We start from the raw sequence: 21,925 nt of genomic DNA, 5'->3' as shown, positions 1-21,925 counted from the left end.
GCGATTCCCGAAAACGCGTAGACTGGGCCGCACCCGTCGTCTGCCGCACCGCATGCCGCCGTCGCGTCCGCCGCCTCATACGGCCGCTTGATACGGCCGCGCCCCTCCACGGAACCGCACGGAAATTCGCGCCGATGAAACGTCCGCAGTCCACGCCTTCCCGTGCGCTCGCTACTACGAGCGCATCGCCCGACCTCGAACCGCTGCGCCGCCAGGCTGGCGAATACGGCAACCACGCCATCGACGAATTTCTTGCCGGCCGCCTCACGCGCCGCGAGTTGCTGCGCCATGCGGGCGTGCTGGGTCTGTCGAGCCTGTTCCTCGCGGGTGGCAGCCTGATTGCACCGCGCGGCGCGCGTGCCCAGGCCGCGAGCAAGCCCGGCACCCCGGGCAATCAGACCATCCGCGTCGCGCATCTGATGCCCGCGGGCGCGGTCGATCCGCTCACCGTGACCGATGCGGGCGCGCTGTGCCTCCTGAACCAGACCGGCGAATTCCTCCTCAACGACGACGCCGACGGCCACCTGCAACCGGCCCTCGCGCTCTCCTGGCAGCCCAACGAGCACGCCGATGTGTGGACCTTCAAGCTGCGCACCGGTGTGAAGTTTCACGACGGCCAGCCATTCGGCGCGAAAGACGTCGTGGCCACGTTCGACCGTCTGGCCGATCCGGCCAGCGGCTCGGCGGCGCTCTCGGTGCTCAAGGGCGTGCTCTCGAAGGGCGGCACGAAGTTCGTCGACGAGCACACCGTCGCGTTCCATCTCGACGCGCCCAACGGCAACTTCCCCTACTACGTCTCGTCGGACAACTACAACGCCGTGCTGCTGCCCGCGAACTACGCGGGCAACTACGAGAAGAGCTTCATCGGCACCGGACCGTTCAAGCTCGAAAAATACGAAGCGCGTCGAGGCGCGAGCTTCGTGCGCCACGACGGCTACTGGGGCGACAAGGCGCTCCCCGCGCGCGTGCAGTTCGCCTTCTACGCCGACGAGCAGGCGCAGATTCTCGCGCTGCAAGGCAATCAGGCCGATGTGATGGGCACCTTCACCGTGCAGGGCGGCATCGGCATTCTCAACAACCCCGACTTCAAGGTGATCGGCGTGCGTTCGAGCGCCCACCGCCAGATCCACATGCGCAACGACGTCGCGCCGTTCAAGGACAAGCGCGTGCGCCAGGCGCTCGCGCTCGCGCTCGACCGCGACGTCATCGTGCGCGGCCTCTTCAAGGGCCGCGCCGTGGTGGGCAACGACAGCCCGTTCGCGCCAATCTTCCCGTCGACGGCCACGACCGTGCCACAGCGCAAGGCCGACCTGGCCCGCGCGCGCCAGTTGCTCGCCCAGGCGGGCGTGGCGAACGGCTTCGACGTCACGCTCACGACCGAGAAGTACATGGAGATTCCGGATCTCGCCGTGGTCGTGCAGAACGCGGCCAAGGCCATCGGCGTGCGCATCGCGCTGAAGGTGGAAAGCCAGTCGCAGTACTACGGCGCGGGCACCTACGGCAAATCGGACTGGCTCGACGCGCCGCTCGGCATCACCGATTACGGCCATCGCGGCGTGCCCAACGTGTTCCTCAACGCACCGCTCACGAGCGGCGGTACATGGAATGCGGCGCACTTTCGCAATCCGCAGTACGACAAGCTGGTCGCACAGTTCGTCGCGACGCTCGACGTGGCCGCGCAAAAGCAGGTGTCCGCGCAGATCCAGACGCTGCTGCTCGACGAAACGCCGGTGATCATTCCGTTCTTCTACGACCAGTTGATCGCGCAGCGCACGGCGCTTTCGGGCGTGCATTTCACGGCGCTTGCGCAGCTCTACTTCGACCGCGCCACACTCGCGGCCTGATTCATGGCGATGGCGCGCCCGCATTTGTCCAGGCAATGGCCACTGAGCTGACGAGACCGCCTCACTCCGACAGGCAAGCACCGCGCCTGCCACGCGGCAGCGGTGCTGCGCGCTTTCTCGCGCACCGCGCGGCGTGGGCGCTCTTCACGCTCTGGCTGCTTTCCGTGCTGGTGTTCGCGGGCGGTCAATTGCTGCCGGGCGACATCGGCCGAGCCGTGCTCGGCCCGCTGGCCGACGCGCGCGCCGTGGCCGCGCTCAATCATCAACTGGGCGCGGACCGCCCGCTCCTCGATCAATACGGCGCGTGGATCGGCCATGCGCTGCGCGGCGACTTCGGCACATCCTGGACGTACCGCCAGCCGGTCGCGCCGATGGTGGGCGACGCGCTGCTGCAATCCGCGAAACTCGGCTTGCTGGCCTTCATCGTGGTGGTGCCGCTCGGCATCGGCGGCGGCGTGTGGGCCGCGCTCAATGGCGGACGCTGGCTCGACCGGCTCATCAGCACGCTCGGGCTTTGCGCGAGCGCAGTGCCGGAGTTCGTCTCGTCGATTGCGCTCATCCTCGTGTTCGGCGTGTGGCTGCGCTGGCTGCCGATCGAAGCCGTGGCGCCGCCCGACGCGGGCGTATTCGAGACGCTACGCCATCTGCTGCTGCCGGTGCTGCCGCTCGTGCTGGTGTTCTTCGGCTATCTCGCGCGTATCGCGCGCGCGGGCATGCTCGACGCGCTCGATGCCGACTACACCCGCACCGCCATCCTCAAGGGCCTGCCGCGCCATACCGTGATCGTGCGCCACGTGCTGCGCAATGCCCTGCTGCCGAGCGTGACGGTGGCAGCCACGCAACTCGGCTATCTGATCGGCGGGCTGGTGGTGGTGGAGTCGCTGTTCCGCTATCCCGGCATCGGCTCGCTGATCTACAACGCGGCCAAGGCCAAGGACTTCCCGCTGCTCGAAGCGGGCGTGCTCACGGTGGGCCTCGTCTATACGCTCGCGAATTTCGGCGCCGATCTACTGCACGCGCTGTTCGATCCACGTCTGCGCAATCCCGCCAGCCGATGAAAAACCCGCTCATGAGCCTCGCATGAACGATACGGCATCCGAATCGATCGAAGCTGGCGCGCCCGAGGTCGAACCGTCGCGGTTCGCGGCGACGCTACGCGTGCTGCTGCGCTCGCCCGCCTTCGTGCTGGGCGCGCTGATCCTGCTCGTGTGGATCGTCTGCGCGCTCGCGGGCGGCTGGATCGCGCCGTACGATGCCTACGCGTCCGATCCGCTCGGCTCGCTGCTGCCGCCCGATCACACGCATTGGTGCGGCACCGACCAGCTTGGCCGCGACATCTGCTCGCGCGTGATCGTGGGCGCGCGCGACATCCTCACGATCGCACCGCTCGCCACCTTGACGGGCACGCTCGCGGGCGCGGCGCTCGGCCTCGTCACCGGCTATCTCGAAGGCTGGGCGGGCACACTGGTCGCGCGCGCGCTCGACGCCGTGCTCGCCCTGCCGCTCGTGATCGTCGCGCTACTTGTGCTCGCGGCCGTGGGCGCTTCCAGTCTCGCCGTGGTGCTCGTGATCGGCATCACGTTCGCGCCGCTCGTCGCACGCACGGTGCGCGCGGCCGTGCTGGCCGAACGCCATCTCGACTACGTGGCCGCCGCCCGCTTGCGCGGCGAGGGGGCGCTCTACGTGATGTTCGCCGAGATCCTGCCCAATGTCTGGCCGCCGATCGTGGTCGAAGCCACCGTGCGGCTCGGCTACGCGATCTTCGCGGTGGCCACGCTCTCGTTTCTTGGCTTCGGCATCCAGCCGCCTTCCGCCGACTGGGGACTCGCGCTCGCGGAATCGTACGCGCTGCTCGCGGGCGGCGCGTGGTGGACCGTGGCCTTCGACGCGCTCGCGATCGCCTCGCTCGTGGTGGCGGTGAACCTGATCGCCGACAGCTTGCGCGAGGTGCTCGAATCGTGAACCGTCCCGCTTCCGGCACGAACGCCGCACGAAGCCCGGCGCTTGCGACCTTCAGCGCACCGCGCGCCGATGATGCACTCGCGCTGGTTGGCCTGAGTGTGTCCTACCGCGTGCGCGGCCGGGACCTCGACGTGCTCACCGACGTCTCGCTACGCATCCGGCGCGGCGAAGCGTATGGGCTGGTGGGCGAATCGGGCTGCGGCAAGTCGACGGTCGCGCTCGCCGTGCTGCGCTACCTCGCCCACAACGGACGCGTGAAATCCGGGCGCATCGCCATCGCGGGCGAAGACGTGCTCGCGCTCGATCGCGAAGGCCTGCGCATGTTGCGCGCGCACAAAGTCTCGATGGTCTATCAGGATCCGGCGAGCGCGCTCAACCCGACGCTCACCATCGCGCGGCAGCTGAGCGAAGCCTTCGAGGCCGCGGGCGCAAGCGTCGCCGAAGCCCTCGATCAGGCGTACGCGATGCTCGCGCGCGTGCGCATCGCCGACCCCGCGCGCGTCATGGCGAGCTGGCCGCACCAGCTCTCGGGCGGCATGCAGCAACGCGTGGTGATCGCCATGGCGCTCGCCTCGAACCCCATGCTGTTGATCCTCGACGAACCCACCACGGGACTCGACGCCACCGTCGAAGCCGAAGTGCTCGCGCTCGTCGCGCAACTGCGCGAAGAGCTGGGCATGGCGGTGCTGCTCATCAGCCACGATCTTGCCGTGATCGCGCGCATGTGCGAGCGCGTGGGCGTGCTCTACGCGGGCCGCCTGGTCGAAGAAGGCACAACGGAGGACGTGTTCGCGCATGCCCGTCATCCGTACACGGTGGGCTTGTTGCGCTGCCTGCCCGCGCCGGGCCGCACCAAGGCGCACGGCGCGCTCGACACGATCGCGGGCGAGTTGCCCGCGCCAGGCACACTCACGCATGGCTGCGTCTATGCCCCGCGCTGCCGTCTCGCCGACACGCGCTGCCGCGAACACGCGCCGCCACCGCATCGCATGGCCGCCGCGCATGGCGAGCAGATGTCGCGCTGCCACTATCACGAGCGCGCCATCGATCTGCCCGCCGCGGATGCCGCCAATGTCGCCAACGCGATCGATGTGCGTGCAAGCGCACAGACAGCAACGCCCGCTTTGGAAGAGGCCATACAACAGACAAACGAACAGACTGACGAAAGGCAGCAGGCAAATCAGGCGCGCGCGGCGCCGGTCGTGCTGCGCGCGACGCATCTCTCGCGCACCTTTGGTCAGGGCGCACAGACGCTGCGTGTGCTCGACGATGTCTCTCTCGAACTGCGTGCGGGCGAAACGCTGGGCCTTGTCGGCGAGTCGGGCAGCGGCAAGACGACGCTCGCGAAGCTGCTGCTCGGCGTGCATGCCGCCGATGCGGGCGCTCGCATCGAACTCGACGGCAAGCCTCTGCCGCCCCGTCTCACACAGCGCGACACACGAGCCTTGCAGGCGCTACGCATGGTGTTCCAGCATCCCGACGCCTCGCTCAACCGCGCGTTGCCCGTGAGCCGGCTCGTAGGCCGCGCGCTTGCGCAGGCCGACGGCGACCACGCGGACGACCGTGCCGGCAGCGCCCAACTCGCCCGCATCGGCAGTCTGCTCGACGCCGTGCGCGTGCCCCTGCGTTATCTCAACGCGCGGGCGCGGCAGCTCTCGGGCGGTCTTAAACAGCGTGTGGCGATCGCCCAGGCCTTCGCGGGCGCGCCGCGTGTCGTGATCTGCGACGAGCCGACTTCCGCACTCGATGTGTCGGTACAAGCCGCGATCCTGAACCTGCTTGCGCGCCTGCAGCGCGAGCGCGGCGTGAGCTACCTCTTCATCTCGCATGATCTCGACGTGGTGCGCTATCTCGCCGACCGGGTCATGGTGCTGTACGCGGGCCGTGTCGTGGAAAGCGGTCCCGCGAATGCGGTGCTCGGCGGTCCCTGCCATCCCTACACCGAAACATTGCTCAACGCAGGCGCATTGACGCGCGAGCCGCCGCTTGCGACCGACGCCGCCCATAGTGCGCCTCGGGAGCGAGGCGGCTGCGTTTTCAGCGCACGCTGTCCGCGCAAGCTCGGCGCGATCTGCGACGAAACCGCACCGCCCTTCGACGCCCATGCCGAAGACCATCGCATCCGCTGCCACATCCCCGTTGACGAACTGCGCGAACTGCAGCGCTCGACGGCACAGGCTCGCGCTCCTTCGTAAGCCGCCTGGCCGTCGCGAAGATCAGACGAAACTCGTTGCGTTGTCCGCATTTGCAACGTAAATCGACGTTTCGGCTCCGCGCGTTTCATCGCCGATACGTTTTCAGTGATTTTTTCAGCGTCAACACCAAAGGCGAATTGTAAAGTCCCCTTCACATGGCCCTCGCGGGCCGATGGCACAGAACTCGCTATATCGAGACCAGGCATCCGGTCGCCGCCCAGCGAGGTTTGACAGCGCCATGAGCGTGACATCCCGCACCGGGCGAACGGATGACCGGCCGCATGACGCGCTTGCTTTCTGCCGTCCCGTTCCAGGGCATCGACAATCGGCAAGGACTCCTGCCCAACCCGGTCATTCGATGCGAAGCCGGCCGTGTGCACGTGTACCGCTTAGGCTGGCTTGACAACGCGCTCTCACGATATGGAGCGCACGCCGGTGCAAAGCGGATCCAGCCTGACGGGGGTCGGCGTTGGCGCTTTGCTGCGCGGCGCTAGACACAAGGCGCAAGAGAGGCGAGGCGGACACGCGCCATCGCTTCCCGGGAGGAAGCCATGAAGAACAGATCATTTCATCAGTACTGCTACGGGGTTGGCCGAGGTCTCGCAATCGTTGCGATCGGGGCGGCAGGAGTCAGTGTGCTGCTGCCCGCCATCGGCGCCCATGCGCAAAGCAACGTGACGTCCCCGTCCTGGATCGTCGTCGCCGATGCCGCCTTGCCAGCCAGCGGCGGCGTCGTCAACGACGCGGGCATGCCAGCGGATGGCACGGCGCCGGATTCGGCGGGCACGTCGTCATCGACTTCGGGCGTCAATCCTGGTGGTGCTGCCAGCACCGGCAGCACGCCGGGCACGGAAATCGTGAGCGAAGCCACGGACGCGGCCACCGTGTTCCTGCCGCAAAACTGTTACGGCAACAACAATGGCAACTGCGGACAAGGCGGCCGCGGCGGATCATCGTCTAGCTCGGCGAGTTCGGGTGGTGGCGGGGGCGTCGGCGCGGGCGTCTCCGGCAGCACGAGTTCGAGCAGCGGCACGGGACGCGGCGGCGGCACGTCGGGCGTTGGCGGCTCGAACAGCGGATCGAGCAATAGCGGCGGTGGCGGCAGCAACGGCGGTGGCGGAAGCAACGGCGGCGGCGGCAGCAACGGCGGTGGCGGCAGCAACGGCGGTGGCGGCAGCAACGGCGGCGGCGGCAGCAACGGCGGTGGCGGAAGCAACGGCGGCGGTGGCAGCAACGGCGGTGGCGGCAGCAACGGCGGTGGCGGAAGCAACGGCGGCGGTGGCAGCAACGGCGGCGGCGGCAGCAACGGCGGTGGCGGCAGCAACGGCGGTGGCGGCAGCAACGGCGGCGGCGGATCGAGCGGCGGTGGATCGAGCGGCTGCGGTTGCGGCAGCGGTCACGGCTCCGGTCCTTCGGGTCCCTCAGGTCCGTCCGGCGGCTTCGGAGGTGGTTTCGGCGGCGGCTTCGGCGGTGGTTTCGGAGGCGGCTTTGGTGGTGGATTCGGCAAGGGTGGTTCGTCGGGCGGCCCGGGCGGCGGGAACGGCGGCGGCCACGGTGGCGGCAATGGCAGCGGTCATTGAACTCGCACGGCGGTGCAAACGCGCCTCAGCCACCCCGAATTGGCGCGACGGCCGGTCGCGCCATTCCAGGCAGCAACGGCGGCGGTCTTCCGGTCCCCCGGCCGGAAGCCGCCGCCGGTGGCCGGAACACGGCCACCGGCTCTGCCTGCTTGCAGCCCGGCCTTCTCTCTTGATCGACCTGATCGACCTGATCACGTAGCGCGCACCGGCGAGCCCCCTCGCCTTCCCTCATGCGCGCTACCGCTTCCCTTACAGCATCTCCAGTGGACGTTTGGCGCGCGGCGGCTTGAAGTAGGTATCGAGCGTCGCGTGATCCTGCGCGCTCAGCACGAGATCGAGTGCGGCGCGATTGTCACGCACGTGCTCGACGCGCGCGGCCTTCGGAATCGCGCACACGCCCGGCTGACGCAGCACCCACGCGAGCGCGACCTGATACACCGACACGCCATGCGCCGCCGCGATATCGTCGAGCGGCGAGCGCCGCGGCAAACGCGCATGATCGACGGGGCTATACGCCATGACCGGCACGCCCTGCGCGAGACTCCACGGCAGCAGATCGAACTCGGGCCCGCGACGCGCGACGTTGTAGAGGATCTGGTTCATCGCGCAGGCCTCGCCGCCGGGAATCGCGAGAAGTTCTTCCATGTCCTCGGTATCGAAGTTGCTGACACCCCAGTAGCGGATCTTGCCCGCGCGCACCAGCGCCTCGAAGCCCGCGACGGTTTCCTCGAGCGGCACGCCGCCGCGCCAGTGCAGCAGATACAGATCGAGCCGGTCGGTGCCCAGGCGCTTCAGACTCGCCTCGCAGGCGCGCTCCACGCCGCGTCGGCTGGCGTTGTGCGGATAGACCTTGCTGACGAGGAACACGTCATCGCGCAGCCCGTCGAGCGCGGCGCCGACGAGCGTTTCGGTCGCGCCGTCGCCATACATTTCGGCGGTGTCGATGAGCGTCATGCCGAGCGCCACGCCCTCGCGCAGCGCGGCGATTTCGTCGGCGCAGCGGGTGGCGCGCTCGCCCATTTCCCAGGTGCCCTGGCCGAGCTTCGCGATGCGCTCGCCGCCGGGCAACGCGATGCTGGCAATATCGGTCGTCATGTTGTCGTCCTTCCCATGCAAGACTGTGCGTGAACTGCGCTCGCAGCGAGGGGCCAGTGTAGCGCCTCGGCCCGCACACGCTCATGCGTCGAACGATAAGACCTTCATTTCCGCGTGAGCGCGCCTATGTCATAAAATTGCCGTTCGCCTTTCATGCCTGCCTCCCATGAACGCTCCCACGGAAGACCGCTGGCGCGGCCTGCGCCCGGACCCGGACAACGACACGCCGCTTTATCTGCAACTCGCCCGCAAGCTCAGCGACGCGATCCATGAGAACCGCTGGGCCGCCGGTGAGGCGCTGCCCTCCGAGCGCGTGCTCGCCGATGCGCTCGGCGTCTCGCGCATCACCGCGCGCAAGGCCATCGCGCTGCTGGTCGAGCAAGGCCTGATCCGCCGCACCCAGGGCGCGGGCAGCTTCATCACGCCGCGCTATGAAGACCCGCTCTCGCGGCTCACGAGCTTTTCGGAGATGTTGCGCCAGCGCGGCTTCACGCCAAGTTCCCGCTGGCTCTCGCGCGAGATCCAGCCCGCGAGCCGCGACGAGGTGATCCAGCTCGGCCTGTCGCCGGCGGCCGCCGTCACGCGGCTCAAACGCCTGCGTCTCGCGGACGGCATCGTCATGGCGGTCGAAAACTCGACCTTCCCCGCCGCGCTGATTCCCGATCCGAACGCCATCGGCGATTCGCTCTACAGCTTTCTCGAGCAGCGCGGTCTCGCGATCGTGCGCGCGTTGCAGCACTTTCGCGCCGTGAACGCGAGCGAGGAGATCGCGAAGCAGATGAGCATCGCGCCCAACGAGGCGCTGCTGCTCATCACGCGCGTGGGCTATACCGCCGACCAGCGCGCGATCGAGCTGACCGATACATACTGCCGCAACGACTACTACGACTTCGTCGCGGAACTGCGCAAGTAAGCAAGTAAGCGACGCGACGCGCGCCGGTCACGCGCTCCACTGCGGCGCATCCGTGCCGATCGGCACGCACGGCCGCGCATAGAACGCCGGGGTGCGTTCGAGCCGTTCGGCGGGAGCGACCGCGCGCACGCGGCCAAACGGCGTCAGCGTCTCTTCGAGGCAATCGGCGCGATCCTGCGCACTCACTTCGGGAGCCTGCTGCCCGCCCTCGATCGTCCCCATCGACTGTAGCCAGCGGCCCGTCTGCGCGAGCGAGACGCGCACATGCCAGCTCCCGCCTTCGCGTGCACGCCGCGCGAGCGCGACCATCGCGCCGAACGCGGCGAGATAGCCGGTCGCATGATCGAGCGCCTGGCACGGTAGCGGGCGCGGCGGCTCGAAACCGCCCGCCGCCATGCTCTCCGTCCAGACGATGCCGCTTGCCGACTGCACGAGGCTGTCGAAGCCGCGCCGCTCATGCCACGGCCCGCGATGCGAGTACGCGCAAACCGAGACGCAGACGATGCCCGGCCGCTCGCGCGCCAGCACCTCGGGCGCGAAGCCATGCGCGGCGAGCGCGCCCGGGCGATAGCCTTGCAGGAAGACATCGGCATCGCGCACGAGCGCATGCAGTTGCTCGCGGCCCGCCGCCTCGCGCAGATCGAGCGTGGCCGAGCGCTTGCCGCGGCCGTTGTCGATCACGAGCGGCGCGATGTTCGGCAGATGCGGCCCATTGATGAGCAGCACGTCGGCGCCATGATGCGCGAGCGTGCGCCCCGCCACTGGACCCGCGATGATGCGCGTGAGATCGACCACGCGCACACCTTCGAGCGGACGCGCGCCGGGCTGGCTCGTCACGGCGGGCGCGTCGGCGTCGCCGATACGCTCGATCTCGAAGAGCGGTAGACGCGCCACCGCCTGGGCCTGGTCGTGCGCGGCCCATTCGCGCGGCGAACGCACGAGCGCGGCACATAGCCCGGCCTCGGCCAGCGCCGCGTCGAGTGCGGCGCCGTCCCAGCCGGTGCGGATCGCGTGCGCGACCTCGTCGTGACGCTCGCCGCAGCCGAGCACGCGCAGGATGCCCTGCAGGTGGTGCGCGAAGTTCGCGTGCAACTGAATCCAGCGGCCGTCGCGCGTCTCGAAGTAGCCCGTCACCGGATGGCGCAACTCGAACGGCGCACCGCCATCGACGCTCAGATAGCGTTCGCTGCGAAACGCCGCCAGCGCACGGCGCACATCGATCGCTACACGCTGATCGGGACCGCCGCGCAACGCATGCAGACGCGCGGCCGCGAGCCCCGCCGCGCCGATCGACGCCGCCGCAAGCGTGCCGACGCGAAATACCGAAGGCAAACCGGGGTCGTCGCCTTGCACGTCGACCAGATCGAGTGCGGCCATCGCTTGCCGGTCGTCGTGCAGATGCGCCAGCATCCAGAGGTGTTCGAGCGCGTCGCGGGGAGTCATGGGGCCGTCCTGTCGAGTGGTGTGCGGTCCACTCAGGTTACGGGCACCGCCCCAACGCGATCAATCTTGACCGAGATAATCAACTCCGCGCTTCAGCCGATCATCAAGCCGCGCGCCGAGCGCGAGCGCAGCGCCTGGGCGACCCAGCCAAGCCGGGCCATCGCGCTGCGCGAGCCATGCAATGCCGTCGAAAAACCCGCCGTGCGAGCCGACGCGCCGCCCAGCGCCAGCACGAAACGCGCGCCCTCGCGCCCGGCGCTCAGGTAGACGCGCGAGCCTGCCACCAACTGCATCGACTCGCCCGCGCGCAGCCAGTAATCGTTCGCGTCGCCGCCGATCGTGAGCCAGAGTTCGCCTTCGCTCACATGCAGTTGCATCGCCTGCGCGAGCCGCCACGTTTCGGCGGGTTCGCCGTGTTCCAGTTCGAAAATCCGGATTTCTCGCATTGCCTCGCTCCTTGCCATGTCGCTTCGCGGGCGGCTTGTGCAGGTCGTATCGACCCTGCGAAATGCACCTTGAAGCGTGTTGCGGATGGGAGCATTATTGCCGTCAGTGTCAGGTCACCCCATGCACAGTTCCGAACAGTTAACCCGGAACTGTCCAGTCAAAAAACCGGACACTTTGATTGCACCCTTCTTCGCCCCAGCGCCAGACCCGCATGAAACTCGAACTCGACCGCGCCAGTAGCGTCCCGCTTACCGAGCAGATCGTCGCGGGCGTGCAGACCTGGATCCGCTCGCGCGCGGCGCATCCCGGCGCGCGCCTGCCGTCGATCCGCCAGCTCGCCACCGACTACCGCATCAGCCGCTTTCCCGTGATCGAGGCCTACGACCGGCTGGTGTCGCTCGGCTGGCTCGACTCGCGCCACGGCTCGGGCTTCTACGTGAGCGAGCATGCGCGCGCCGGCATGGCCGGCATGGGCACCTGCGATATCTCGAACGCGGCCGACGAATCGGGTCATCTGCTCGCGCACCTGAACCGCCCCGGCGAGACGCTGCAACTCGACAGCGGCTCGGTCCCGCAGGCATGGCGAGACGTCGATGCCATCGGCCAGGCGATCCGCCACGTCTCGCGCACCGATCCGTCGAGCCTCATCGATTACGGCTCGCCGATGGGCGAAGCGACGCTGCGCGAGCATCTGCGCAACCGCCTCGCGCCGCTGGGCATCGCCGCCGAGGCGCAGCAGATCCTCGTGACCGAAGGCGCGAGCGAAGGGCTCGACCTGCTGATCCGCTACATGCTCAAGCCCGGCGACACGGTGTTCGTGGAAGACCCCGGCTACTACAACCTCTACGGACTCCTGAAGCTGCATGGCCTGCGTCTCGTGGGCGTGCGGCGCACCGCGAGCGGCCCCGATCTGGAGCATCTGCACACGCTCCTCGCGCAGCACCGCCCGCGTGCGTTCTTCGTCAACACGGTGTTTCACAACCCGACCGGCACGACGATCTCGCCGCCCGTGGCGTTCCGGCTGCTGCAACTCGCGCGCGAGCACGGCTTCACCATCGTCGAAGACGATATCTACGCCGATTTCCAGACCGATCCCACCGACCGCCTCGCCGCGCTCGACCAGTTCGAGCATGTGGTCTATGTGAGCGGCCTGTCGAAGACGCTGTCGTCGTCGCTGCGCGTGGGCTATGTGGTCGCGAGCCCGGCAATCGTGCGCGATCTGGCCGCGATCAAGGCGCTGACCACCATCAGCGGTTCGCGCTTTACCCAGGCCGTGGCGGCGACGTTGCTGGAGCGCGGCGCCTACCGCAAATACCTGGAGAGGCTGCGCCGGCGCATCACCGAGGCGCTCGGCACAGCCTCGCGCACCCTCGAAGAACACGGCTGGGAGCTGTTCGGCGGCCCGGCGAGCGCCTCCGCCACGCCCGCAAGCGGACGTGCGCATCAGCAGATGGGCGGCAAGTTCGTGTGGGCGCGCGTGCCGCATATCGACGATTCGAGACTACTGGTGGCCTGCGGCGAACCGCTGGGCGTGAGCGCATCGCCGGGCAGCCACTTTCGCCCGCACGGCGAGCCGAGCCCCTGGTTGCGCATCAACGCGGCATTCGCGCTGGACCCGCGCGCCCAAGTGTTCTTCGCGGCGGCTGCGCGCCTGCCGGGCTGAGCTGACCGCGCAGCCATCAGCGTGAGCGCGCCCGGCCCCTAAAGCGCGCGAGCGCGCCGGGTTCTCTACAATGACGGCTGCCAGCCACTGCCTGCGCGCCCGCCTGCTCTCATGTCCGAACCCAGCACTTCGTCTAACGCTTCTCCCAGCGTGCCGTCCAGTCCCGCGCCCATGCCCCGTTCGTTGACGGTGATGCTGTGGATTGTCGCCACCGGCTTTTTCATGCAGACGCTCGACTCGACCATCGTCAACACGGCGCTGCCCGCGATGGCGACGAGCCTCGGCGAATTACCGTTGCGCATGCAATCAGTCGTGATCGCCTACTCGCTGACGATGGCGGTCATGATCCCCGTCTCGGGCTGGCTCGCCGACAAACTCGGCACGCGTCGCGTCTTCATGGGCGCGATCCTGGTCTTCACCGTCGGCTCGCTGCTGTGCGCGAGCGCCCACACGCTCAACCAGCTCGTGCTCTCGCGTATCGCGCAGGGCGTGGGCGGTGCGATGCTGCTGCCGGTCGGGCGCCTCGCCGTGTTGCGCACCTTCCCCGCCGAACGCTATCTGCCCGCGCTCTCGTTCGTGGCGATCCCGGGCCTGATCGGCCCGCTGATCGGCCCGACGCTCGGCGGCTGGCTCGTGCAGATCGCCTCGTGGCACTGGATCTTCCTGATCAACGTGCCGGTGGGCGTGGTGGGCTGCATCGCCACCTTCTTCTTCATGCCCGACAGCCGCAACGCCGACACGCCGAAATTCGACCTGCCAGGCTACCTGCTGCTCGTGACCGGCATGGTGACGATCTCGTTCGCGCTCGACGGCCGCTCCGAACTCGGTATTCCGCAGGCGGTCGTGCTGGTGCTGCTGATCGTCTCGCTGGCCGCCTTCGTGGCTTACGGGCTGCACGCGCAGCGCTCGCCGCGCCCGATCTTCTCGCTCGAACTCTTCAAGATTCACACCTTCAGCGTCGGGCTGCTGGGCAACCTGTTCGCGCGCATCGGCAGTGGCGCGATGCCCTATCTGATTCCTCTGCTGCTGCAAGTCGCGCTCGGCTATACGCCGTTCGAAGCGGGGCTCATGATGCTGCCGGTCGCGGCGGCCGGGATGGGCTCCAAGCGCCTCGTCACCTACCTGATCACGCGCCACGGCTACCGCCGCGTGCTGGTCATCAACACGGTGCTGGTCGGCCTCATGATGGCGAGCTTCTCGCTCTCCACGCCCGGCGAGCCGCTGTGGCTGCGCATCGTGCAACTGGCGGTGTTCGGCGCCGTCAACTCGATGCAGTTCACGGCGATGAACACCCTCACGCTCAAGGACCTGGGCATGGGCGGCGCGAGCAGCGGCAACAGCCTGTTCTCGCTCGTGCAGATGCTCTCGATGAGTCTGGGCGTGACCGTGGCGGGCGCAATGCTCACGACCTTCACCGGCCTGATCGCCCATATGACGGCCTCGAACGTAATTCCGGCGTTCCACGCCACCTTCGTGTGCGTGGGCATCATCACGGCGGCCTCGTCGTGGATCTTTGCCCAGCTCTCCGACGACGTGCGGCGCACGGCGAAAAAAACCGATCCGTCCGAGCGCACCTGAAGCTCGCCGCACCTCGGTGGTGCATGCGGCGATCACGCGGTGCGCGAGCGCGCGGGCAAAGCGCCGCGCGAGTGCCTGACGGCCACCCCACACCCTCTTAAAATCCCTATTATTCAGGGTGGATCATCCGATCCGCCCTGTGTGTGAGCGCGCATACTTTTTGCACGCTTATCCAGTAATGTAAACTCGGGGCTCGCGCGCATCGTCCGGGATGGCTCCCGTCCCGCCTCCAGCGCGCGCCATTCAGGCCTATGAACAGCATGATCGACCTCGATCCCCCCGGCTACCAGTCGCGCCCCGTCGCGGGCGAAGAAGGCGCCCGGCGCACCGTTCTCTACGGCGGATACACCGTATTCAGCGTGTTCCAGCCGGTGTTTTCGGTCGCCCACCGCCGTGCGATCGGCTATCACGCGTCGCTGCGCGCGCACGACGAACATGGCCAGCAGGTGCCGTCGCAGGAGGTCTTCACGCAGGCCGCTCGGCGCGGCGATCTGCTGGAACTCGGCCGGCTGGCCGAATCGCTGCACCTGGGCAATTTCAACGCCTTCGATTCGCATGACGAATGGCTGTTCCTGAGCCTGCATCCGGCCGCGCTGATGGACACGAGCTACGGCGACGCCCTGCTCGCCGGCATCAAGGCGCTCGGCGTGCCGCCGCAGCGTGTCGTGCTGGAGGTGTCCGAACAGGCGGGCGGCGAGAATTCGCGCTTCGCCGAGATCATCGACGGGCTGCGCAAGGCCGGTTTCGTGATCGCGCTGGACGGCTTCGGCGCCAAGCATTCGAACATCGACCGCGTGTGGCAGTTGCGCCCCGATATCGTCACGCTCGACCGCAGCCTGCTTGCGCAGGCGAGCCGTCACGCGCATATCGAGCGGGTGCTGCCGGGGCTGGTGTCGATGCTGCACGAGTCGGGTCAACTGGTGCTGGTGGGTGGTCTTTCGACCGAGCGCGACGCGCTGATCGCGCTGGAAAGCAACGCCGATTTCGTGCAAGGCGCGTACTTCGCGCGCCCCGACGTGCAGCCGGTGCCCCCCGCGACCGCCGCGCGCCTGATGGACGATCTGTCGGCGCGTCTGCGCGAGCGCGTGAGCGCGCGCGAGCGGGCCCAGAGCGCGCGCCTCGCGCCGTACGTGAGCGCGCTCGAAGCGGCGGCGGCGCAACTCGCCGCCGGCGCGAGCATGACCGACGCCACCCTGCCGCTGCTCGGCCTCGCGGAGACCGCGCGCAGCTTCCTGCTGGACGCGTCGGGCCGTCAGATCGGCGACAACGTGCTGCCCGACGGCCGCACGTCGCAGCGCGCCAAGCGCTTCCGGCCGCTGCTGCATTCCGAGGGCGCTAGCTGGGAACGCCGGCCCTATTTCATCGGTGCGATGAAGTCGCCGGGCAACGTGCAGTTCACGCCTCCCTATCTCTCGATCAACGAGGCCCACCTTTGCGTGACGGCTTCGATCGCCGCGCAGACGGCACAGGGCCTGCAGGTGCTGTGCGTGGACATCAACTGGGAAGCGGCCGCACTGCGCGGTTAGGCGAGCACGGCGAAGGCGGGTTCCAACGATGTCGCGACCGGCGAGACGGTCGTCTGCATCGAGACGTTCACGCCGCCGCAGTTCGCTGAGTAGTGCGCAAGCAAGGCGCGCACTGCTGCGCCTCCGAATACCCGATTCGCGCGCTGTACGACGCCTGCCGCGGCCACGCAGACAACGGGCGTGAAGCCTCGCTGGTCGCCGGACTCGCTCACGTGCAGCCACGCGGCGAGTTCGCCATCCTCCGCGAGCAACGCAACGCCCGGTTCGCCGTCGAGCGCGAGCGTTTCGGCGCGCAGCGCACGCGGCGCATCCGATGCGACGGCGCTCGCTACAGCCAGCGCCGTCGCAGTCACCCCTAGCAAATCCATCAATCCGAGCCGATCCTGCGCGTGCAGCACCTCGCGCAGACGCTCGAGCGTGCGCGCGTGCTGCGCCGCATCGGCAGGCGCGGCCTGCGGTGAGACCTCACGCGCCAGCCTGCCGCGCGCGCGATGCACGATCTGGCGGCAATGCGCGAGCGTGCAGCCCGTGAGCGCGGCGATCTCGGCGTAATCGCACTCGAACGCCTCGCGCAGCACGAATACCGCCTGCTCCAGCGGCCCGAGCCGATCCAGCAGCATCAGCAGCGCCTGCGAGAGATGCGCGGCACGCAGCCCGGTTTCCTCCGCCGACGGCGCCAGAGCGTCGAGCCACGATGCGTCGCCCGCGAGACCGTCTTGCGCGGCGCTATCGCGACGCAGCTTGCGCAGCCGGTCGATCGCGAGACGCACGGTCACTGTCGCGAGCCACGCCTGCGGCGTGCGCACGGCCGCCGCATCGGCGTCGCGCCAGCGGAACCAGGCATCCTGCACGACGTCCTCGGCCTCGGCACGGCTGCCGAGCACGCGCGTGGCCAACGCCAGCAGACGCGCGCGCTCCAGGCCGAAAGTGGCCGCGCGGCGCGCCTCGCTCCACGCGCCCTCTTGCGGGCCACTTTCCCGCACCGTCACTTCATCGCTCATCTGGTCGATTGCCTGCGTCATTCGCATCGCTCCCTGACCCGGCGCGATCCGCGCCCGGTTTTGCGGACAGCCCGCGCCGCCCCTCGCCCTTATGACGTCCGGCGCACCGCCGATGTGACAGCCGCGCGCAAAAAAATCGTCGTCACGCGCGGGACGCGGCGGGCGTCTTGAGGGCAGCAGCGCCGCTATGCCGATACACCGCGCTGCCAGTCACCCAAACCACCGCACTCCGAGGCCTCAAATGCCGCCCCTCTCCCAGCATCTTGCAGCAATCGCACCGCGCGCGCTCAATCTCGTGCCGACCGTCATCGAAACCTCCGGGCGCGGCGAGCGCGCTTACGACATCTACTCGCGCCTGCTGCGCGAACGCATCGTGTTCCTGATCGGTCCGGTGACCGAACAGACTGCGAGCCTGGTGGTCGCGCAGTTGCTGTTTCTCGAAGCCGAAAATCCGGAAAAGGACATCAGCCTCTATATCAATTCGCCGGGCGGTTCGGTCTACGACGGCCTCGCGATCCACGACACCATGCAGTTCGTGAAGCCCGATGTCTCCACGCTCTGCACCGGCTTCGCGGCCAGCATGGGCTCGTTTCTGCTGGCTGCCGGCGCTCCGGGAAAGCGCTTCGCACTCCCGAACGCACGCATCATGATTCACCAGCCTTCGGGCGGCAGCCAGGGCACGGCCGCCGATGTCGAATTGCAGGCGCGCGAGGTGCTGTATCTGCGCGAGCGCCTGAACGCGATGCTCGCGGCGCACACGGGCCGCGCGGTCGAACAGATCGTGCGCGACACCGACCGCGACCACTTCATGTCGGCCGAAGCGGCGACGGAATACGGCCTGATCGACCGGGTGCTGCATTCGCGCGACGAACCCCTGCCGCGCTAAGCGATCACGTCAGACGAGCCGCACCGCGAGCCAGGCTGCCAGCACGCCCTTGTACTCGGCCACCAGCAGCTTGCGCTCCTTCGGTTTCGCCGCCGCGTAAAGCGGGTTGAGGCTCTTGACGACCTGCAACATGACTTCGGCCATGCGGTAGGCCTCGTCGGCGGAGAGCGCTTCGTTATAGCGCCTGAACAGCGTCGAAAAGCGCTGGCGCAGCTTGTTGCGCGCCACGTCGTCACGGCGAAAGCCGAGCGACACCGACAGCAAGGGCAGATAGGCCGGATACGAGTCCATCAGGTCGACCATCATGTCGAACAGGCGCTCGGCGAGTTGCGCGGCCGGCAGCGCCGGCGCGTCGGCCTGCGCCTCGATAAAGGCGCTCCAGCGCGCGTCCATGTCGTTGCCGTACTGCTGGCGCAGCGCCAGCGCGAGCGCGTCCTTGTTCGGAAAATACTGGTACGCCGCGCCAATCGACACGCCCGCCTGCTGCGCGATCTGCGTCATCGTGGCGGCTTCGAAGCCGCGCTCGGCAAAGGCGTCCGCCGCCGCTTCGAGCAGCGCATCGACGGTGCGCGCGGCGCGCTCCTGGCGCGGCACGCGCCGCCCCGCTTCCTTTGGCACGGCACCCGGCCGCAGCGGTGTGGCCGCCATATCTGAGTCCTCCCTCATATTCCTGTATCATATGTGAGGCTATCCTCACATAATGGTGCACCATGACGCAAGCTCTCTCTTCCCTTTCGCTCGATCCGCGCAAGACCGCGCTCGTGATGATCGACCTGCAACACGGTATCGTGAGCCGCGCGGTCGCGCCCCATAGCGGCGCGCAGGTCGTGGAAAACGGCCGTGCGCTCGCCGACGCACTGCGCGCCAAAGGCGGCGCCGTCGTCTGGGTGCGCGTGCTGCTCAACGACCTCCTCGCGCTGCCCGCCGATGCGCCCACGCGCACGCCCGACGCGCCGCTCGCGCCCGCCATCGCCTCCGAACTCGTGCCCGAAATCGGCGCGCAGGACGGCGACGTGATCGTCTCCAAGCGCCAATGGGGCGCGTTCTACGGCACCGATCTCGAACAGCAGTTGCGCCGCCGCGGCATCGACACCATCGTGATCGGCGGTATCGCCACGAACTTCGGCGTCGAATCCACCGCGCGCGCGGCCTTCGACTTCGGCTTCAAGCTCGTGTTCGTCGAGGACGCCACCTCGGCGCTGAACGACGAGATGCATCACTTCACGTTCGAGAAGCTGTTCCGCCACATGGGCCACGTGCGCTCGACGCAGGAAACCCTCGCCGCACTCGCGTAAGTCACCTGCTTAACCTGCGCTGAAAGCAAAAAAGCCCTCGATGCGAATCGAGGGCTTTTTTTATGGCGCCGCGCACTACGTCATGCGCGCGCGGCGCGCGAACCGGCTGCGCTTAAGCGAAGTTCTTCGCTGCGAAGTCCCAGTTCACGATGTTCCAGAACGCTTCGACGAACTTCGGACGAGCGTTGCGGTAGTCGATGTAGTAAGCGTGTTCCCAGACGTCGATCGTGATCAGCGCGGTTGCGTCGGTCGTGAGCGGCGTAGCAGCGTTGCTGGTCGACACGATGTCGAGCGAGCCGTCAGCCTTCTTCACGAGCCACGTCCAGCCCGAACCGAAGTTGCCGACTGCAGCCTTCGTGAACGCTTCCTTGAACGCGTCGTAGGAACCCCACTTTGCGTTGATCGCATCGCCCAGCGCGCCTGCCGGTGCGCCGCCGCCTTGCGGGGAGAGGCTGTTCCAGAAGAACGTGTGATTCCAGATCTGGGCTGCGTTGTTGAACACGCCACCCGACGACTTCTTGACGATCTCTTCGAGCGAGAGGTTTTCGAACTCGGTGCCCGGGATCAGGTTGTTCAGGTTCGTGACGTAAGCCTGGTGGTGCTTGCCGTAGTGGAACTCGAGCGTTTCTTCCGACATGGTCGGAGCGAGGGCGTTCTTCGCGAACGGCAGCGGCGGGAGCGTAAATGACATGATGCGGTTCCTTCGTCGTGTTATGGGGAGTTCTGCGTAATAACCGGCATGGAGCACTCGATTGTAGGCGAGTTGGAATAACCCCGCAAACGCGCGGACATTATGCCGAACATCGGCTGGACAAGGCTTTCAAGCCCGCTTTCAGGGCAATTCGTGCGCTTTCGGTGGCCGTTTCGGCTGCCACGAGCGCGCGAATAACGTCCCGATCACGGCAGGCCGCGCAGCATCGACTGCCGCTACGTCAGCACATGCTCCACCCCACTCGCCCAAGGCGATGTTCGGGCAACGCAAACGCTGTCAATGCGTCGAGTGATGCGCATGCGGCGCGCCCGCTGCATGCGCTGCCAGCATCGCCCTTCAACATGGCAAGGTCGTTGCAATATTTCGCAAGACGCATGCGCGGCCGGTATTCATCGCCTCGTCAGAAACCCTCGGAAAGACGCGGCTGCACGTCGGCGAGCGCGACATCGGCGGTGCCTTGCGCGAGATGCACCGTGAGGCGCTTGCCCGGTTTGAGCGCGGCGGGCGCTCGCACGGCCGCGCCGCTTTGCGCATCGAGGAGCGCCGCGTAGCCACGCTCCAGGGTGCGCTGCGGGCTCAGCACTTCGAGCCGTGCGCCGAGTTCCGAAACACGCGCTGCCGTCCGCTCGCGCTCGCGCGCGAACGCGGCGTCGAGACGCCGTCCGAGCGCCTCCACCTGCGCGCGCTGCGCTGCCGCGTCCGGGCGGGTGCGCTGCCAGCGCATCTGCACGACGTTGAAGCTCGCGCGGGCCTGCGCCGTCGCGCGCGAACCCGCCGACGCGAGCCGGATCGCCAGTTGGCGCAGATGCGAGCGCTGCTGCGCGAGGCGCTCGGCCGGCGACACGAGACGCCGCGCAAGCCAGTCGAGTTGCTGGGCACGCCGCTCCATCAAACGGCCGAAACCGCGCGCAAGCGTGGCATGGCGCTGATCCAGTTCGCGCAGCAGCAACACGCGCTGCGGGCTCACGAGTTCGGCCGCGCCCGTGGGCGTGGGCGCGCGCACGTCGGCAGCGAAATCGGCGATGGTGAAATCGGTTTCATGGCCCACGCCGCTCACCACGGGAATCGCGCTCGCCGCGATCGCGCGCGCCAGCGCTTCGTCGTTGAACGACCAGAGATCCTCGATCGAGCCGCCGCCGCGACACAACACGATCACGTCGACTTCGTTGCGCGCGTTGGCGGTCTCCAGCATGGCCGTGAGCTTTTCCGCCGAGCCCGCGCCCTGCACCGGCGCCGGATAAACGATCACGGGCACGTGCGGCGCGCGGCGGCACAGCGTCGTGAGCACGTCGCGCAACGCCGCGGCCTGCATCGACGTAATCACGCCGATGGCGCGCGGATGGGTGGGCAGCTCGCGCTTGCGCGCCTCGTCGAACAGACCTTCGGCTTCGAGTTGCGCCTTCAGGCGCAGGAACGCTTCGTAGAGGCGCCCCTGCCCCGTGCGGCGCACGGCCTCGACGTTGAGTTGAAGCTCGCCGCGCGGCTCGTACATCGTCACGAGCGCGCGCACCTCGATGCGATCGCCCTCGCGCGGCGTGAATTCGGCGTACTGGGCGCGGCCGCGGAACATCACGCAGCGAATCTGCGCCTGCGCGTCCTTGATCGAGAAGTACCAGTGGCCGCTCGCGGCGCGCGTGAAATTCGACACCTCGCCGGAAATCCAGGCGAGCGGAAAGCTGCGCTCGAGCATCGCGCCAATTGCGCGATTGAGCGCCGAAACCGGGACGACGACGTCGCCGCCGGACGCGGAGGGAGAGCGATCGGAGAACATGGGGACGGTGTGGA

Annotated in this window: 18 protein-coding genes; 11 read left to right on the top strand and 7 right to left on the bottom strand. The window is 68.1% G+C overall.

Translation table 11 applies throughout. The features are described from left to right. Window positions 1-134 precede the first annotated feature (134 nt). The 5 genes from U5782_RS38800 (at window position 135) to U5782_RS38780 (ending at window position 7,581) form a co-directional block, all read left to right on the top strand. The gene (locus U5782_RS38800; protein WP_322049158.1) at window positions 135-1,844 is read left to right on the top strand and encodes an ABC transporter substrate-binding protein; all 1,710 of its coding nucleotides are present in this window, start codon (window positions 135-137) and stop codon (window positions 1,842-1,844) included. A 35-nt stretch (window positions 1,845-1,879) separates the two neighbouring features. Next, the gene (locus U5782_RS38795) at window positions 1,880-2,902 is read left to right on the top strand and encodes an ABC transporter permease (RefSeq protein WP_322049157.1); all 1,023 of its coding nucleotides are present in this window, start codon (window positions 1,880-1,882) and stop codon (window positions 2,900-2,902) included. Window positions 2,903-2,924: 22 nt separating this feature from the next. Continuing rightward, window positions 2,925-3,806, top strand: coding sequence for an ABC transporter permease (locus U5782_RS38790; RefSeq protein WP_322049156.1), 882 nt, complete (start codon window positions 2,925-2,927; stop codon window positions 3,804-3,806). Further along, window positions 3,803-6,001, top strand: coding sequence for an ABC transporter ATP-binding protein (locus tag U5782_RS38785; protein WP_322049155.1), 2,199 nt, complete (start codon window positions 3,803-3,805; stop codon window positions 5,999-6,001). The genes U5782_RS38790 and U5782_RS38785 overlap by 4 nt, the downstream gene beginning before the upstream one ends. Window positions 6,002-6,552: 551 nt before the next feature. Beyond that, window positions 6,553-7,581, top strand: coding sequence for a hypothetical protein (locus U5782_RS38780; RefSeq protein WP_322049154.1), 1,029 nt, complete (start codon window positions 6,553-6,555; stop codon window positions 7,579-7,581). A gap of 249 nt (window positions 7,582-7,830) precedes the next feature. Here the strand turns inward: U5782_RS38780 and U5782_RS38775 are convergent, their stop codons facing one another. Then, the gene (locus U5782_RS38775; protein ID WP_322049153.1) at window positions 7,831-8,676 is read right to left on the bottom strand and encodes an aldo/keto reductase; all 846 of its coding nucleotides are present in this window, start codon (window positions 8,674-8,676) and stop codon (window positions 7,831-7,833) included. A 166-nt stretch (window positions 8,677-8,842) separates the two neighbouring features. Here U5782_RS38775 and U5782_RS38770 point away from each other — a divergent pair, with 166 nt between their 5' ends. After that, window positions 8,843-9,589: a GntR family transcriptional regulator gene (locus tag U5782_RS38770; protein WP_322049152.1), complete on the top strand. Its 747-nt coding sequence runs from the start codon at window positions 8,843-8,845 to the stop codon at window positions 9,587-9,589. 27 nt (window positions 9,590-9,616) lie between these two features. On the opposite strand, the gene U5782_RS38765 is transcribed toward U5782_RS38770, so the two are convergent. Together U5782_RS38765 and U5782_RS38760 are read right to left on the bottom strand one after the other, a co-directional pair. Beyond that, window positions 9,617-11,032: a CoA transferase gene (locus U5782_RS38765; protein WP_322049151.1), complete on the bottom strand. Its 1,416-nt coding sequence runs from the start codon at window positions 11,030-11,032 to the stop codon at window positions 9,617-9,619. Window positions 11,033-11,124: 92 nt separating this feature from the next. Continuing rightward, window positions 11,125-11,478, bottom strand: coding sequence for a DUF2917 domain-containing protein (locus tag U5782_RS38760; RefSeq protein ID WP_322049150.1), 354 nt, complete (start codon window positions 11,476-11,478; stop codon window positions 11,125-11,127). Between the two features lie 212 nt (window positions 11,479-11,690). Here U5782_RS38760 and U5782_RS38755 point away from each other — a divergent pair, with 212 nt between their 5' ends. The 3 genes from U5782_RS38755 to U5782_RS38745 all read left to right on the top strand — a co-directional run bounded on the left by U5782_RS38755 (window position 11,691) and on the right by U5782_RS38745 (window position 16,246). After that, on the top strand, window positions 11,691-13,142 hold the full coding sequence (locus U5782_RS38755; protein WP_322049149.1) for a PLP-dependent aminotransferase family protein: 1,452 nt from the start codon (window positions 11,691-11,693) through the stop codon (window positions 13,140-13,142). Window positions 13,143-13,313: 171 nt separating this feature from the next. After that, window positions 13,314-14,720 carry a multidrug transporter subunit MdtD gene (mdtD, locus tag U5782_RS38750; protein WP_322049148.1) on the top strand — a complete coding sequence of 469 codons (1,407 nt, stop codon included), beginning with the start codon at window positions 13,314-13,316 and terminating at the stop codon, window positions 14,718-14,720. A 251-nt stretch (window positions 14,721-14,971) separates the two neighbouring features. After that, window positions 14,972-16,246, top strand: coding sequence for an EAL domain-containing protein (locus U5782_RS38745; protein ID WP_322049147.1), 1,275 nt, complete (start codon window positions 14,972-14,974; stop codon window positions 16,244-16,246). On the opposite strand, the gene U5782_RS38740 is transcribed toward U5782_RS38745, so the two are convergent. Further along, entirely contained in the window at window positions 16,243-17,268 is a 1,026-nt protein-coding gene (locus tag U5782_RS38740; RefSeq protein ID WP_322049146.1) for a sigma-70 family RNA polymerase sigma factor, read from the bottom strand. The genes U5782_RS38745 and U5782_RS38740 overlap by 4 nt on opposite strands. A 220-nt stretch (window positions 17,269-17,488) precedes the next feature. Here U5782_RS38740 and clpP point away from each other — a divergent pair, with 220 nt between their 5' ends. Next, window positions 17,489-18,133 (top strand): ATP-dependent Clp endopeptidase proteolytic subunit ClpP, encoded by a 645-nt coding sequence (gene clpP / locus U5782_RS38735; RefSeq protein WP_322049145.1) that lies wholly within the window; start codon window positions 17,489-17,491, stop codon window positions 18,131-18,133. A 9-nt stretch (window positions 18,134-18,142) separates the two neighbouring features. On the opposite strand, the gene U5782_RS38730 is transcribed toward clpP, so the two are convergent. Beyond that, window positions 18,143-18,781, bottom strand: coding sequence for a TetR/AcrR family transcriptional regulator (locus tag U5782_RS38730; protein ID WP_322049144.1), 639 nt, complete (start codon window positions 18,779-18,781; stop codon window positions 18,143-18,145). Window positions 18,782-18,843: 62 nt separating this feature from the next. On the opposite strand from U5782_RS38730, the gene U5782_RS38725 reads away from it, so the two are divergent. Further along, window positions 18,844-19,428 (top strand): isochorismatase family protein, encoded by a 585-nt coding sequence (locus tag U5782_RS38725; RefSeq protein ID WP_322049143.1) that lies wholly within the window; start codon window positions 18,844-18,846, stop codon window positions 19,426-19,428. 112 nt (window positions 19,429-19,540) lie between these two features. Here U5782_RS38725 and sodB read toward each other — a convergent pair whose 3' ends face one another. Both sodB and xseA read right to left on the bottom strand, forming a co-directional pair. After that, window positions 19,541-20,119: a superoxide dismutase [Fe] gene (gene sodB / locus U5782_RS38720; RefSeq protein WP_322049142.1), complete on the bottom strand. Its 579-nt coding sequence runs from the start codon at window positions 20,117-20,119 to the stop codon at window positions 19,541-19,543. 421 nt (window positions 20,120-20,540) lie between these two features. Next, window positions 20,541-21,911 (bottom strand): exodeoxyribonuclease VII large subunit, encoded by a 1,371-nt coding sequence (gene xseA / locus U5782_RS38715; RefSeq protein WP_322049141.1) that lies wholly within the window; start codon window positions 21,909-21,911, stop codon window positions 20,541-20,543. Window positions 21,912-21,925: the final 14 nt, after the last annotated feature.

It is taken from the genome of Paraburkholderia sp. J67 (assembly GCF_905220265.1).
Lineage (GTDB): Bacteria > Pseudomonadota > Gammaproteobacteria > Burkholderiales > Burkholderiaceae > Paraburkholderia.
Note: the sequence above shows the minus strand (reverse complement) of the source record. Positions and strands in the feature narration are given on the sequence as shown.

Excerpts from the sequence above, each read along its gene's own strand:
- U5782_RS38800 (WP_322049158.1), top strand. The coding sequence starts at position 135 with ATGAAACGTCCGCAGTCCACGCCTTCCCGTGCGCTCGCTACTACGAGC.
- U5782_RS38795 (WP_322049157.1), top strand. The coding sequence starts at position 1,880 with ATGGCCACTGAGCTGACGAGACCGCCTCACTCCGACAGGCAAGCACCG.
- U5782_RS38790 (WP_322049156.1), top strand. The coding sequence starts at position 2,925 with ATGAACGATACGGCATCCGAATCGATCGAAGCTGGCGCGCCCGAGGTC.
- U5782_RS38780 (WP_322049154.1), top strand. The coding sequence starts at position 6,553 with ATGAAGAACAGATCATTTCATCAGTACTGCTACGGGGTTGGCCGAGGT.
- U5782_RS38775 (WP_322049153.1), bottom strand. The coding sequence starts at position 8,676 with ATGACGACCGATATTGCCAGCATCGCGTTGCCCGGCGGCGAGCGCATC.
- U5782_RS38770 (WP_322049152.1), top strand. The coding sequence starts at position 8,843 with ATGAACGCTCCCACGGAAGACCGCTGGCGCGGCCTGCGCCCGGACCCG.
- U5782_RS38765 (WP_322049151.1), bottom strand. The coding sequence starts at position 11,032 with ATGACTCCCCGCGACGCGCTCGAACACCTCTGGATGCTGGCGCATCTG.
- U5782_RS38760 (WP_322049150.1), bottom strand. The coding sequence starts at position 11,478 with ATGCGAGAAATCCGGATTTTCGAACTGGAACACGGCGAACCCGCCGAA.
- U5782_RS38755 (WP_322049149.1), top strand. The coding sequence starts at position 11,691 with ATGAAACTCGAACTCGACCGCGCCAGTAGCGTCCCGCTTACCGAGCAG.
- mdtD (WP_322049148.1), top strand. The coding sequence starts at position 13,314 with ATGCCCCGTTCGTTGACGGTGATGCTGTGGATTGTCGCCACCGGCTTT.
- U5782_RS38745 (WP_322049147.1), top strand. The coding sequence starts at position 14,972 with ATGAACAGCATGATCGACCTCGATCCCCCCGGCTACCAGTCGCGCCCC.
- U5782_RS38740 (WP_322049146.1), bottom strand. The coding sequence starts at position 17,268 with ATGACGCAGGCAATCGACCAGATGAGCGATGAAGTGACGGTGCGGGAA.
- clpP (WP_322049145.1), top strand. The coding sequence starts at position 17,489 with ATGCCGCCCCTCTCCCAGCATCTTGCAGCAATCGCACCGCGCGCGCTC.
- U5782_RS38730 (WP_322049144.1), bottom strand. The coding sequence starts at position 18,781 with ATGGCGGCCACACCGCTGCGGCCGGGTGCCGTGCCAAAGGAAGCGGGG.
- U5782_RS38725 (WP_322049143.1), top strand. The coding sequence starts at position 18,844 with ATGACGCAAGCTCTCTCTTCCCTTTCGCTCGATCCGCGCAAGACCGCG.
- sodB (WP_322049142.1), bottom strand. The coding sequence starts at position 20,119 with ATGTCATTTACGCTCCCGCCGCTGCCGTTCGCGAAGAACGCCCTCGCT.
- xseA (WP_322049141.1), bottom strand. The coding sequence starts at position 21,911 with ATGTTCTCCGATCGCTCTCCCTCCGCGTCCGGCGGCGACGTCGTCGTC.